This window comes from Photobacterium sp. TY1-4, from assembly GCF_025398175.1.
GTDB lineage: Bacteria > Pseudomonadota > Gammaproteobacteria > Enterobacterales > Vibrionaceae > Photobacterium.
This window is the reverse complement of the sequence record NZ_CP099734.1, coordinates 60,656-74,287: the sequence shown is the minus strand read 5'-3', so window position 1 is coordinate 74,287 and position 13,632 is coordinate 60,656. Positions and strand designations below refer to the sequence as shown.

Genomic DNA, 13,632 nt, shown 5'->3' with positions numbered 1-13,632 from the left:
ATAAGCTATGGAAAGAACCGTCTCCCCGCTGTATGCCGCCATTGACTTAGGCTCGAACAGTTTCCATATGTGGATCGTCCGGGAAGTCGCCGGCAGCGTGCATACCCTGGCAAAGATCAAGCGCAAAGTGCGCCTGGCTGCCGGGCTGAACGAACATAACGAGCTCAGCGATGATGCCATGCAACGCGGCTGGGACTGCCTGAGCCTGTTTGCCGAACGACTGCAGGATATCCCGGCGGAGCGGATTCGGATTGTCGGTACCGCAGCCCTGCGGACCGCCGTCAATGCCGATGTCTTTCTTTCCAGAGCCCAAACGATTCTGGGCCACCCAATCGCCATCATTCCCGGCGAAGAAGAAGCCCGGATCATCTACCAGGGCGTTGCCCACACCTCCGGTGGCGGCGGCAAGCGCCTGGTGGTCGATATCGGCGGGGCCAGTACTGAAGTCGTGATCGGCGAAGGGCTCGATGCCAGTGCCCTGACCAGCCTGAAAATCGGCTGTGTGACCTGGCTTGAGCGCTATTTCAAGGATCGTTGCCTCAACACGGAAAACTTCGAGGCGGCAATTCAGGCAGCCAAGCTGGCGATTGAGCCGATGATTGAGCACTACCAGTCCCTGGGCTGGGAGACCTGTGTCGGCGCCAGCGGCACCGTCCAGGCCTTGCAGGAAATCATGCTGGCACAAGGGATGGACGAACTGATCACCCTCCCCAAACTCAAACGCATGCAACGTCAGGCGATGCAATACAAGCATCTTGAAGATCTGGATATTGAAGGACTGACCCTCGAGCGCGCCCTGGTGTTCCCGAGCGGTCTGTCGATTCTAATCGCGATCTTCGAAACCCTGGGCATTGAGTCGATGACCCTGGCCGGGGGTGCGCTGCGCGAAGGGATGGTGTACGAAATGATGAGCCAGATGCGTCATCATGACGTACGGACCCGAACCCTGGACAGCCTGCATGCCCGCTTCCAGCTCGACAGCCAGCATGCCGAGACCGTGACCCAAACGGCGATGGCCCTGCTGGCCAGCTGTGAGCCGCACTGGCAACTGGAGCCGCAGGCCGAGTGTCTGCTCCATGCCTGTACCTCCCTGCATGAGATCGGCACCTGTATTGAGTTCAAGCAAAGCGGCGAACATGCCGCCTATCTGATCCATCATCTCGATCTGCCCGGCTTCACCCGGGCCCAGAAACACCTGATTGCCGAACTGCTGCGCCGCTTCCGCGAGCAGCTGAGCAGCCTGCCGGAGCAACATGCGGTCTCGGCCCAGACGGCCACCCGCCTGTTGCGCTTGCTGCGTCTGGCCGTGATCCTGTGTCACCGCCGCGACGACAGCAATCAGCCACCCGCCACCCTGACGGTCAAGGACAACCAACTGACCCTGACCCTCCCGGCGCACTGGCTGGCCGACAACCCGCTCACCCGGTCCGAGCTGCAACAGGAAGCCAACCGCCAAACCGATATGGGTTGGCCCCTGACGCTGATCGAAAGCTAACAGGCTCCAAAACAACAAAGCGCCAAACAAGAAAGCACCCAATCGGGTGCTTTTTTATTTTCTGATGTTCAGCGCCGGTATTTCGTTCCAGAGCTAAGCCAGCACGCGGCGTTCATCACCATCCATGAGCATGCCCTTCGCCTGCAAAATTATCATTGCTGATTCGGCGCAGGAATTTCACCTCAGAGCAAAAAGGACACGCGGAGTTGATAACTATCAATGAGCATGTCCGATGCAGCAATGAGGTGAAATAACCAGCCCAATCAGTCAATTATCCGGTGATGCCGGAATGACGGAGCAGTGCATCAATCTTCGGCTCCCGGCCCCGGAAGCGCTTAAACAGCGCCATTGGCTCTTCGCTGCCGCCGCGCTCTAGGATGCAGTCGAGGAAATCAGCCCCGGTTTGCGGGTTGAAAATCCCTTCTTCCTCGAAGCGGGCGTAGGCATCGGAGGACAGCACTTCCGCCCACAGGTAGCTGTAGTAACCTGCGCTGTAGCCACCGGCAAAGATATGGCTGAAGCTGTGCGGGAAACGGCCCCATTCAGGCGCTTGAACCACGGAGACCCGGGATTTCACGTTGCGAAGGGTTTCCAGCACCTGGGCGCCGACTTCCGGATCGTAATCGGTGTAAAGGCTGAAATCGAACAGGCCGAATTCCAGCTGGCGCAGGATCCCCATGGCCGAATGGAAGTTCTTGGCCGCCAGCATTTTCTCCAGCATTGCTTTCGGCAGCGGCTCACCGGTTTCATAGTGGCCGGAAATAAACGACAGCGCCTCTTCTTCCCAGCACCAGTTTTCCAGAAACTGGCTTGGCAGCTCGACCGCATCCCATGGCACGCCGTTAATGCCGGATACCGCCGGGATATCGACCTGAGTCAGCATGTGGTGAATACCGTGACCGGTTTCGTGGAACAGGGTGACGACTTCATCGTGGGTAAACAACGCTGGCTTGCCGCCCACCGGCTTGTTGAAGTTACAGGTCAGGTAAGCCACCGGAGCTTGCAGGCTGCCGTCCATACGGGTTCGGCGCACCAGACACTCGTCCATCCAAGCCCCGCCACGCTTGTTATCACGAGCGTACAGATCCAGATAGAAGCTGCCGCGCAGGGCACCTTTGGCGTCGAAAATATCAAAAAACTTCACCGATTCATGCCAGGTATCAACGCCTTGCCGCTCCTGAACGTCCATGCCGAATACCCGCTTGAGGACTTCGAACAGTCCGGCCACGACCTTATGCTCCGGGAAATACGGACGCAGCTGCTCGTCGGAAATGCTGTAGCGGTGCTGCTTGAGCTTCTCGGCATAAAAGCCCAGATCCCACGGTTCCAGATCAGTCGCGCCGAATTCAGCCGCAGCGTACTCACGCAGATCCGCCACTTCCCGCTCACCCTGCGGCTTGGCGCGGGCAGCCAGATCATTGAGGAATCCCAGCACCTGATCCGGTGTCTCGGCCATCTTGGTCGCCAGGGACTTCTCACTGTAGCAATTGAAGCCCAGCAAGCGTGCCAGCTCGTGGCTCAGCTTGAGCTTCTCGGCAATAATTTCGCTGTTGTCCCACTTGCCGGCATTCGGGCCGCGGTCCGAAGCGCGAGTGGCAAAGGCTTCATACATCTCCCGGCGCAACGCGCGATTCTCGCAGTAGGTCATCACCGGCAGGTAAGACGGGATCTCCAGCGTCAGCAGGTATCCGTCGAGATCTTTGTCTTCGGCAGCAGCTTTCGCCGCGAGCAACGCCGACTCCGGCATGCCGGCCAGCTCAGCTTCATCCGTCACCAGCTTGGTCCAGCCCATAGTGGCATCCAGCACATTGTTGCTGAACGTCGACGACAGCTCAGACAAGCGCTTGCTGATCTCGCCATAGCGGTGCTGCTCCGCCGCCGGCAGGCCAATCCCGGACAGTTCAAACTCTTTCAGCGCATCGGTCACTGATTTCTGCTGGGCCTGGCTCAATTGGCTGAACCCGGCATCGGCTTTGATCGCTTTATACGCTTCATAGAGCCCTTTATGTTGCCCGACCCAGGTGCCGTAATCCGACAGCAACGGCAGGCAGCTCTCGTATGCTTCGCGCAGCTGATCGCTGTTTTTGACCGCGTTCAGGTGGCTAATCGGCGACCAGATCCGGCTCAGGCGATCGTCGGTTTCGGCCAGCGGCGCGCAAATGGTGTCCCAGCTCGGCAGCGCCTCGTTGGCCAGCACCGCTTCAACCTTGGCACGGCAATCGGCAATCGCCTGCTCAATGGCCGGTTTAACATGTGCCGCTTCGATCTGAGAAAACGGAGGCAGATCCGTCATGGTGAGTAATGGGTTCGACATGCGCTAATCCTTAATTTGTCTGTTCCTGACAAGATGTGTCTTCAAACTTATAAATTCAATCCCTTAAGGGCGGTAATTCCACCTTTATCCTTATAGTCTAACCCGGAATCCGTCCCCTGCCCGGCAAAAGCATCGCCCCTGCTGCGGAGATCCGCCGCTATTGCGCCCCACCGCGTTTCCGCCATAATAGGCGCCCTATTCCACCCTGACCTGTAGAGAGCCTTGCAATGTTGAGCTATCGCCACAGTTTCCATGCCGGCAACCATGCCGACGTTGTGAAACACATCGTCCAGAGCCTGATCCTCGATGCCCTGAAGCAAAAGGACAAAGCCTTTGTCTACCACGACACCCACTCCGGTGTGGGCCGCTACGATCTGGAAGATGAGCGCAGCGAAAAAACCGGCGAGTTCAAGCAGGGCATTGCCCGGATCTGGCAGCGGGACGATATGCCGGCCGACATCGCCTGCTACATTGAAGCGATCAAGACACTGAACCAGGGCGATGCGCTGCGCTATTACCCGGGCTCTCCCCGTGTTGCCCGCGCCCAGCTCCGCGAGCAGGACCGCATGGTGCTGACCGAGCTGCATCCGACTGATTTCCCCCTGCTGCTGCAGGAGTTTCGCGGCGATCGCCAAGTCAAAATCTATAAAGAAGATGCCTTTGCCCGCCTCAAGGGCAGCCTGCCGCCGAAAGAGCGCCGCGGGGTAGTGCTGATTGACCCGCCCTATGAGCTCAAACACGAGTACATGGACGTGGTGAAAGCGATCAAAGCAAGCTACAAGCGCTGGGCGACCGGCACTTACGCGATCTGGTATCCGGTGGTGTACCGCGAGAATATCGACCAGATGATTGCCGGTCTGGAAGGCCTGGGGATCCGTAAAATTCTGCAAATCGAGCTGGGCGTGGAGCCGGATACGACCGAGCGCGGCATGACGGCCTCGGGCATGATCGTGATTAACCCGCCGTGGAAGCTGGAAAGCCAGATGCAGGCCATCCTGCCGTGGCTGCAACAGGCCATCGCCCCGACCCACGGCTTCTATAAAGTGGACTGGATCGTTCCGGAGTAACCCGGCGGCCGACGCGCTCTCTGACCAACCTTCCACAACAGCGGGCTCCGGCCCGCTTTTTTCTGGCCATGAGTTATTCCAGCCCGGTACTCGTAACTCTCAACTTTCTTGATTACACTAGGGCCAGTTTCCCCTGCAGCGCTCAACCTGTCGCAGGCGAATATATCGAATTATCCAAGCGGAGAAAGTCATGGCGAAGCATTTTGATTACATTTGTATCGGTGGTGGTAGCGGCGGGATTGCATCGGCAAACCGGGCGGCAATGTATGGCGCCAAAGTCGCGCTGATTGAAGCCAAAGCTCTGGGCGGTACCTGTGTCAATGTCGGTTGTGTGCCGAAAAAAGTCATGTGGCACGGCGCCCAGATTGCAGAAGCCATGCACCTGTACGCCAAAGATTACGGCTTTGATGTGGAAGTGAAGCAATTCGACTGGAGCAAGCTGGTTGCAAGCCGTGAAGCCTACATCAGCCGGATCCACACCGCCTACGACAACGTGCTGGGCAACAACAAAATTGAAGTGATCAACGGGTTTGCCCGCTTTGTTGATGAGAAAACCGTAGAAGTGAACGGCGAGCATTACAGCGCCGATCACATCCTGATCGCCGTCGGCGGCGAGCCGACCATCCCGAATATTCCGGGTGCCGAGCACGGGATCGACTCCGACGGCTTCTTTGCCCTGAACGAGCAGCCAAAACGCACCGCGGTTGTCGGCGCTGGCTATATTGCAGTTGAGATTGCCGGAGTATTGCATGCCCTGGGCACTGAAACCCACCTGTTTGTGCGTAAAGAGTCGCCGCTGCGCAGCTTTGATCCGATGATCGTTGAGACGCTGGTTGAAGTGATGGACAACGAAGGTCCGACGCTGCACACCCACTCCGTGCCAAAAGAAGTGGTCAAAGAAGCCGACGGCACCACCACCCTGCACTTTGAAAACGGTGAGTCCCACAACACAGACCTGCTGATCTGGGCCATCGGCCGCAATCCGACCACGGACAAAATCAACCTGGCGGCAGCCGGGGTGGAAACCAACGATCGCGGCTACATCAAAGTGGATGAGTACCAGCAAACCAATGTTGAGGGCATCTACTGTGTCGGCGATATCATGGAAGGCGGGATCGAGCTGACGCCGGTCGCAGTCAAAGCAGGTCGCCAGCTGTCTGAGCGCCTGTTCAACAACAAGCCGAACGCTAAGATGGATTACAAGCTGGTGCCGACCGTGGTCTTCAGCCACCCGCCAATCGGCACCATCGGCCTGACCGAGCCGGAAGCCATTGCCCAGTACGGCGAAGACAACGTCAAAGTGTACAAATCCGGCTTTACCGCCATGTACACCGCAGTCACCAGCAACCGTCAGCCATGTAAGATGAAGCTGGTTTGTGCCGGTCCGGAAGAAACCGTGGTCGGCCTGCACGGCATCGGCTTTACCGTGGATGAGATGATCCAGGGCTTCGGCGTTGCAATGAAGATGGGCGCCACCAAGGCGGACTTCGACAGCGTGGTGGCGATCCACCCGACGGGCTCGGAAGAGTTTGTGACCATGCGCTAAGCGCATCACAGCGACACAGGGCGCGCGATCATTGCGCCCTGTACTTTCCCCAACCACGCTATCCCCTTGCAAGTCACTCGTAAATCATCTGCGCTCGCTTCCTTTTGGCGGACCGTGTTCTGCGATAGCCTTATCCGCAAACATCCCGATTAACCCACTCACAACAGCACATATGCGCCTGTATGCTAGTCTAGGATCAACGCATTTTTTCTACATTCATGGATCGAGTGATGAAGCTACAATCAAAACTGCTGTTCAGTACCACAGCCCTGGCTATTACCTTTGTCATCGTCAGTAGCCTGATCCTCGGCTCACTGACTCTCAACGAAGCGCGGCAGCTCTTGCTGGTCAACGCACAAAACCAGCTGGTCGCCAGCCGAAATCAGGCTGCGATGCAGGTTGAGAACTATTTTTCGACGGCTTACGGTCAAATCAACACCACGTCAGACAACCTGATGTATATCGAGGCCATGCAGGCATTTAATCAGGCCTTCTTTCAACGGCCCCTCACCCAAACCGCCGATCCGGCGCTGACGGATTACTACCAAAACCAGTTTTCCCGCCAGTTTACCGCTCTGAACCCGGGCAGCACCGCCGACGTCAGCCAGATGCTTTCCGGTTTATCGGACCGAGCGCAGTCATTTCAGTCGGCCTTGATTGCCCGAAATCCGGCTCCGCTGGGCGCGAAAGATGAACTGACCCAGTCGCTGGCCGCCAGCCGCACGGTTGAGAGCGAGCTGAGCAACATCAAAGCCGCCGCCGAGAATGCCACCAACGAAGTCAGCAACGGCCGCAAAGCCGTCAGTACCACCGTCGCGAAAATGCAGGAGCTCAAGCAGGAAATTGGCGATGTTTCCAGCGCCGTGGTCCAGCTGAAAAATGATGCCAAGGAAATTGTCCGGATTGTTGATGTGATCAGCAGCATTGCCGAGCAAACCAACCTGCTGGCCCTGAATACCTCAATTGAGGCCGCCCGGGCCGGAGAAATGGGTCGGGGATTTGCTGTGGTGGCGGATGAAGTCCGCGGCCTGGCCGCCCGGACCCGGGAGTCGACCGACGATGTCACCAATATGGTCAACAACATCAGTAGCAGTACCTCCCACCTGTCGCTGATCATGGAAAAAGGCCTGGTGTCGACTGAAGACTGCACCGCCAAAGTCACCCAGACCGAATCAAACTGGGCTGACATAGAAACGGCGATGCATACAATTGAAGCGCATGTCAGCCAGATTGACCATGCCATTCATGAACAGCTCGGGGTCCTGTCCGGCGTCTCAGACAATTTCCAGCAAATGGACAGCAGTTTTGAAGAAACCCGTCGTGTGATTGAGCTCTGCGCCATCTTGAGCAACGACATCACCAAACTGGGTGATAAGCTGCACTCCCTGACCAACAACTTTACCGTCACGGACGCAGAGCACTCCACCCAGCGCCGGAATATCATCCGGGCCGAGCGCGCATAACCTTGCCCGAGAACCGGCCATGGCGCGCAGCCCGGCAGAGATGATGAATATGCCGGGTGACATCGCCGATTGCACTGCCATCCGCCTCGCTGCACCGTGTGATGCGCCCAGCCACCCCAGGGCGGGTGCATGCTCACCCAAGCCATCCCCTGGCGATCCCCGCTCATCATCAACAACCGATTGCACAGATCCGACGCTAAAACTGGCGGTGCGAATGCAAAAATGAGCATATTTCGCCCATTTCCAGCGACAACTCATTCACCCGCAACCGACCGTAACGAAACCTCAGCAATCGTGAAAATAACAACAAAGTTATCAAAACTATGATCGCGGTTGGATTCAGACTTAAATTTCTTGTTGATCATTTGTTATCAAAAGGTCAACATTAGCGCGGTGTGATTACAGTCAAATTTAGCATAAAGTGAATAGAAACACAGAAAACACCGCAAAGTATTCCATTTCATAGCTAAAAAATGTAATCTTTCACTACGTGATTATGGAAAATCAGTGAATATTTATTCCACCAATAATAACAATAGCCATCACTCTGAACGAAAACAGTACGTTAAAGGTCGAATATGCAGGAACAGGCACTCACAACATCACCCTCACGCAAAGCAAACTGGCTGATGTTCTTTATTCCCTCTTTCTTGGGGGTATTTTTATTTATGGCGCCCATCCAATACCAGGATGCGCTCACCATCCCGATTGCGGTCCTGGCCAAATCCGTCCAGACGCTCTTGGACGGCATGCTGACCACCATGGTCACCTTCGTGATCACCCTGGCAGCTGTGGCGACCCTTTTTACCAAAACCTTCAAGCCACGTGCCATTCTCAATAGCCGGCTCCTCAGCGGCCTGTTCAATCCGAGCCTGCCTTGGTTTGTGGTCCAGCAACTTGGCGCACTGTTCGTGCTGATGACTTATTTCAAGGTCGGCCCGGCGATGATCCACGATGGCGCAACCGGTGGCCTGGTACTCAATGATCTGCTGCCCGTGCTGCTGTCCGTGTTTATTTTTGCCGGCCTGCTGCTGCCGCTGCTGCTGAATTTCGGCCTGCTGGAGTTTGTCGGTGCGCTGTTTACCCGCATCATGCGTCCACTGTTTAACCTGCCGGGTCGCTCGGCGGTCAACTGTATCGCCTCCTGGCTGGGCGATGGCAGTGTCGGTGTGCTGATGACCAGCAAACAGTACGAAAGCAAGATTTATACAGAACGTGAAGCAGCCGTGATCGGCACGACCTTCACTGCAGTGTCGATCACCTTCAGCCTGGTGGTGATCGCCCAGGTCAACCTGGAGCACATGTTTGTGCCTTTCTACCTGACGGTCTGTCTGGCCGGTTTCGTCGCTGCTGTGATCGTGCCACGCCTGCCGCCGCTGTCATGGAAAAAAGATCGCTTTATTGATGACACCGCTCCAACTGAAGATTTAGAAGCCGTGCCGGCCGGCAAGAGCGTGATTGGTTTTGGCCTGGAGCAAGCGCTGGAAAAAGCCAGCGAAGTCACCAGCCTGCGCAAAGTGCTCAAAGAAGGCGTGCACAACGCAGTCGATATGGTGTTTGGCGTCCTGCCGGTGGTGATGGCCATCGGGACCGTGGCTCTGGTGATTGCGGAAAACACCCCGGTGTTCAGCATCCTGGGCAAGCCATTCATCCCGTTCCTGGAACTGCTGCAGATCCCGGAAGCGGCCGCCGCCTCTGAAACCATTGTGGTCGGTTTTGCCGATATGTTCCTGCCATCAATTCTGGCCTCGGGCATCGAGAGCGACCTGACCCGCTTCGTGATTGCAGCGATGTCGGTCACGCAGCTGATTTATATGTCAGAAATCGGCGCCCTGCTGATCGGCAGTAAAATCCCGGTCAAACCATGGGAGCTGTTCCTGATCTTCATCCTGCGGACCCTGATCACCCTGCCAGTCATCGCGCTGATGGGTCACCTGATCTTCTAAGGTCATCCAACCTTTGTCCCGTTAAAGCCAGCTGCCTGCAGCTGGCTTTTTGTTTTCCGGCCACCGGGTGAGTGCGAGTCATCCTCGGTCAGTTATGCATCTCCCTAAAAACACCCTGCGCAGGACATTTGCTTGTGTTGATTTATAAAATAATTTGCCCGGTATCACAGACACAAAAATGAGACATTGATCAAAAATACGCCTTCCTGTAAATATGCATCCGATACTATAAACGGGTCTATCAACATTGAACGGATAGATAGACCAATTGTATTTTGACGACCCGCGGCGCATACCATTGCGGCCTCACCATCAATGGGGATGACATTCATCTTTCGAACACATTGTCTGTTCAGTTACAAGCCAACATCAACCATCCCCCCGGATAAAACGCAGCTGATTAGATCATCATCATGACATCTCACTTCCAGACAGGGCACCACGCCACCGAGTTGTTTTATCACCTCCTGGATCTGGAGCACAATGAACAACAACAGCTGCTCGCGCAAATACAAGGACAACAGCCCGGGCTGTTTCACGAGGTCTCGGCATTATTGAACAGTGAAGCCGCCGACCCGTTTACCGATTTGCTGACCTTCCATGCCCGACAAGCCACTGAAGATGAACTGGATTTCAGCAACCAGTCAATCGACAAATATCAGCTTCGTCATGAGCTTGGCCGTGGCGGTATCGCCATTGTCTACGCCGCTCGACGGGCCGATGAAACGTTTGAGCAAGACCTGGCGATCAAATTCATTCAGCCCAGCCTGAGCCGGGTTCTGGGAAAACGGGCACTGTTCGAAGAAGCCCAATTGCTGGCACGGTTAAGTCATCCCTATATCGCGAAAATTTTTGATGGCGGCATCCATCAGGACTCGGTTTATATTGTGATGGAGCAGATTGAAGGCAGGACGCTGAACCAGTATCTGCAAGACACGCATCTGACACCAACCAGTAAACTGCAACTTTTGAGCAAAATTTGCCAGGCCATTGAACACGCTCACCAAAATCAGGTACTGCATGCCGATCTGACGCCGGACAATATCCTGATCGACCGCGAACAGAATCCGAAATTACTCGACTTTAACCTCACGCAAAAAGTCAGTGGCACGCCGGCCAGCGCTGATCATCCATGCATTGCTTACAGCGAAAAGTACGCCAGCCCTGAACAAAAAGCCGGCGCCTTCCTCACGCAACAAAGTGATCTTTATTCGCTGGGGAAAATCCTCCTATGGATGTTTCCTCAAGAGCGCAGTCACTCCGACATTCATTTAATAGGTCGTAAAGCGACGGAGCCCGAAGCAGCACAGCGTTACTCCAGCGTCAGTGAACTACGGCATGATATTGAGCATGTGCTGGCGTACCGTCCGATTTCACTCAAGCTACATGCGCCCCTTTACAGCGTTCAAAGACTGATCCAACGCAGGCCCGTACCAACCTTTTTACTGACCTTGCTGATCCTGGCCGGGATTTTCTTCACCAGCACTTTAATCAGCAAAAATCGCCAGCTGGCACAGGAAAAAATGATTGCAGAAGAGATGATGTATGAAGTGACCAGCTTGATGTTTCACAGCAAGGCGGCCGAGACCAAACACCTCAGCGTCAACACTATGCTTGAACTCACACGGCGCAGGATTTTGTCCAACCCAGAGATCCCGAAGCACATCAAACAAAAAATATTACTGGCCATGATCACCCCCATTCCGGAGAAGCACAACATTAGCCCCGGCTGTCAGTTTGTTCAGGGCGGTTGTCAGACGCAAAGTGATCCAGAAGGCGTAACCCAATGAAGTACTCTCTTGTCATGGCTGTGATCCTCAGCCTCATCCCCCTGACCACCCAGGCACAACAACCCAAGACCGGTTACTTTATTGATGCACCGGTGACCGGGTTGTATTACAAAACCAGCTCAGATCTATCCGGGACCACCCAAAAAGGGGCCTTTCAATATCATCCGGGAGACGTCATCAGCTTTTTTCTCGGCAAAGATGACAACAGCTACCTGTTGACCACACTCTCGGGCCGGGAAGTGATCACCCCCACAGCCTCAACAACCCAGCCCAGCCGCAGCATTAATATGACGCGGCTATTGCTGTCGCTTGACGAAACGCCACAAAACCGCGAAGAGATCCTATTAATGAGTCAAGCATTATCCTCCCCGGAATTCCAACAGCAACTACAAGGCCTCGATCTCAGCTTTCTGGACAACAGCGCAGGCAAGTTGGCTTTAGATCTCGTCTCGGTTGAAGAGGCAGTTACCCACTTAAATCAAAGCCAGCGCTATATTGAGCAGAATTTCAGGTCAAATGAAGTGATCTACGCGCCACTTCATGTGCGCCTCGCCAACATTATCATTAAGAAGAAAGACGGCCAGGGCAGAGTCTGTGCACTCGACGCCCGCAGGGCGCATGATCCGAACTACAATCCACCCATTGGAGAAGTGACCTACGAAATCACAACAGACAAGCTGATCCAGTATCCAAGTGTGGGGGATTATTTTCACGGTTGTGATCTCGACCGCCACGGTTCTAACCACAGCCAAATAGAAGAGCCCCTTTCAAACTTTGCCGATTGGGACGGCCTGATTGGCTGCGCGGCCACCGGCTGTACCCGCAATGACCTCAATGGGTTCTCTCTTGATAATCATGATGATGAAGGAGACTGGAAATACCGCACACTCGCCCTGAACTTTGACCCACAGACGCAACTACTGATGGAAAAAGTCCAAGGGCTTGGACGCCATGAAAAGGTACATCACGCGAATAAGACCGAGATGATCTGGTTTACTTACCCCCGGGATAAAGGCCATCGCATTGCCCATGAAGGGATATGGCGCCAGACCTCCTATCAAGGCACAGCGATCCGTCAGTCCTGCCTGCTCATTGAAGCCGGGCGTGTCTTCTCAGGACCCGACAATGTCGACCAATGCCCCGAGACAAAAGCAGCTTATCCTCAAGACGTGACCCAGCACTATGCGGATATGTGGTGGCTGCAAAACCCCAACCGACAGGCACAGCTGGCGCAGTTGAATGTCCTGGTTCGCTGGTATCAACAAGACGCACAACCGCAATACACCACCTGGGAATACCTCCCTGCCGGGCAATTCTGGGACCAGGGAGTGCTCTACCGCTATCGCCAAATCGTCACCCCTCAGCCAGATGGTTCAGATCGCATTGATACCTTTGCGATCTCTGAATTTATCAAAGTTTCCGGAGTACGTTCATGAGTCAGCCTTACTCACAAATCACTCAGATTATCCACCAGTGGCAATCCGGTAATAAGCAGGCTGAAAGTCAGCTCTATCAGTTCGCTTACCTTCAGCTACGAAAGATTGCCCAACAGGAGCGAGCGCGCAGCGCTGAAAAGCACGGCACTGCAAACCAGGTACTCGCCGACAGTGTCAACAGCACCACGGCGTTGATCCATGATGCCTACCTGAAACTATCGAGCAGCGATCCGAGCCAGATAGCCAATAAACGAGAATTTTTTCTGTTGGCGGCAAAAGTGATGCGTCAGATCCTGATCGACAATGCCCGCGCGCAGCAGGCTCAGAAGCGCCAGCAACTCACTTCGTTGCCGTCTTCCAACGAGGACAGGTTCGAGCAATTCATCATTATGGATAAAGCTCTGGAGAATTTCAGTGCCCACTACCCGCGCCAGTCAGACGCCCTCAAGCTGAAGTACCTGATGGGGCTCAAAAACCAGGAAATCAGCGAGCTCCTCGAGTGCAGTGCCAGCCTGATCGAAAAAGATCTCAAGTTCTCCCGCTGCTGGCTGCAATCAAGAATGGCGTCATGACGC

Annotated in this window: 9 protein-coding genes; 8 read left to right on the top strand and 1 reads right to left on the bottom strand. The window is 55.1% G+C overall.

Features of this window, described 5'->3' with window-relative positions:
• Window positions 1–7: 7 nt before the first annotated feature.
• The gene (gene gppA, locus NH461_RS00305; RefSeq protein WP_261601391.1) at window positions 8–1,495 is read left to right on the top strand and encodes a guanosine-5'-triphosphate,3'-diphosphate diphosphatase; all 1,488 of its coding nucleotides are present in this window, start codon (window positions 8–10) and stop codon (window positions 1,493–1,495) included.
• A 271-nt stretch (window positions 1,496–1,766) separates the two neighbouring features.
• Here the strand turns inward: gppA and prlC are convergent, their stop codons facing one another.
• A complete protein-coding gene (gene prlC, locus NH461_RS00300; protein WP_261601390.1) occupies window positions 1,767–3,809 on the bottom strand; it encodes an oligopeptidase A in 2,043 nt (680 codons plus the stop codon).
• Between the two features lie 227 nt (window positions 3,810–4,036).
• Here prlC and NH461_RS00295 point away from each other — a divergent pair, with 227 nt between their 5' ends.
• The 7 genes from NH461_RS00295 to NH461_RS00265 all read left to right on the top strand — a co-directional run bounded on the left by NH461_RS00295 (window position 4,037) and on the right by NH461_RS00265 (window position 13,629).
• Window positions 4,037–4,876, top strand: coding sequence for a 23S rRNA (adenine(2030)-N(6))-methyltransferase RlmJ (locus NH461_RS00295; RefSeq protein WP_261601389.1), 840 nt, complete (start codon window positions 4,037–4,039; stop codon window positions 4,874–4,876).
• A gap of 190 nt (window positions 4,877–5,066) precedes the next feature.
• Window positions 5,067–6,422 carry a glutathione-disulfide reductase gene (gene gorA, locus NH461_RS00290; protein WP_261601388.1) on the top strand — a complete coding sequence of 452 codons (1,356 nt, stop codon included), beginning with the start codon at window positions 5,067–5,069 and terminating at the stop codon, window positions 6,420–6,422.
• Between the two features lie 230 nt (window positions 6,423–6,652).
• A complete protein-coding gene (locus NH461_RS00285) occupies window positions 6,653–7,885 on the top strand; it encodes a methyl-accepting chemotaxis protein (protein ID WP_315903230.1) in 1,233 nt (410 codons plus the stop codon).
• Between the two features lie 578 nt (window positions 7,886–8,463).
• On the top strand, window positions 8,464–9,831 hold the full coding sequence (locus tag NH461_RS00280; protein WP_261601387.1) for a YjiH family protein: 1,368 nt from the start codon (window positions 8,464–8,466) through the stop codon (window positions 9,829–9,831).
• Window positions 9,832–10,244: 413 nt separating this feature from the next.
• Window positions 10,245–11,621, top strand: a complete 1,377-nt coding sequence (locus NH461_RS00275; protein WP_261601386.1) for a serine/threonine protein kinase — start codon at window positions 10,245–10,247, stop codon at window positions 11,619–11,621.
• 14 nt (window positions 11,622–11,635) lie between these two features.
• On the top strand, window positions 11,636–13,057 hold the full coding sequence (locus tag NH461_RS00270) for a chromosome partitioning protein ParA (RefSeq protein WP_261601385.1): 1,422 nt from the start codon (window positions 11,636–11,638) through the stop codon (window positions 13,055–13,057).
• On the top strand, window positions 13,054–13,629 hold the full coding sequence (locus NH461_RS00265) for an ECF-type sigma factor (protein WP_261601384.1): 576 nt from the start codon (window positions 13,054–13,056) through the stop codon (window positions 13,627–13,629). The genes NH461_RS00270 and NH461_RS00265 overlap by 4 nt, the downstream gene beginning before the upstream one ends.
• The last annotated feature ends 3 nt before the right edge of the window (window positions 13,630–13,632 follow it).

What these genes read in the sequence shown, in the direction of transcription:
- gppA (WP_261601391.1), top strand. Translation starts at nt 8, where the DNA reads ATGGAAAGAACCGTCTCCCCGCTGTATGCCGCCATTGACTTAGGCTCG.
- prlC (WP_261601390.1), bottom strand. Translation starts at nt 3,809, where the DNA reads ATGTCGAACCCATTACTCACCATGACGGATCTGCCTCCGTTTTCTCAG.
- NH461_RS00295 (WP_261601389.1), top strand. Translation starts at nt 4,037, where the DNA reads ATGTTGAGCTATCGCCACAGTTTCCATGCCGGCAACCATGCCGACGTT.
- gorA (WP_261601388.1), top strand. Translation starts at nt 5,067, where the DNA reads ATGGCGAAGCATTTTGATTACATTTGTATCGGTGGTGGTAGCGGCGGG.
- NH461_RS00285 (WP_315903230.1), top strand. Translation starts at nt 6,653, where the DNA reads ATGAAGCTACAATCAAAACTGCTGTTCAGTACCACAGCCCTGGCTATT.
- NH461_RS00280 (WP_261601387.1), top strand. Translation starts at nt 8,464, where the DNA reads ATGCAGGAACAGGCACTCACAACATCACCCTCACGCAAAGCAAACTGG.
- NH461_RS00275 (WP_261601386.1), top strand. Translation starts at nt 10,245, where the DNA reads ATGACATCTCACTTCCAGACAGGGCACCACGCCACCGAGTTGTTTTAT.
- NH461_RS00270 (WP_261601385.1), top strand. Translation starts at nt 11,636, where the DNA reads ATGGCTGTGATCCTCAGCCTCATCCCCCTGACCACCCAGGCACAACAA.
- NH461_RS00265 (WP_261601384.1), top strand. Translation starts at nt 13,054, where the DNA reads ATGAGTCAGCCTTACTCACAAATCACTCAGATTATCCACCAGTGGCAA.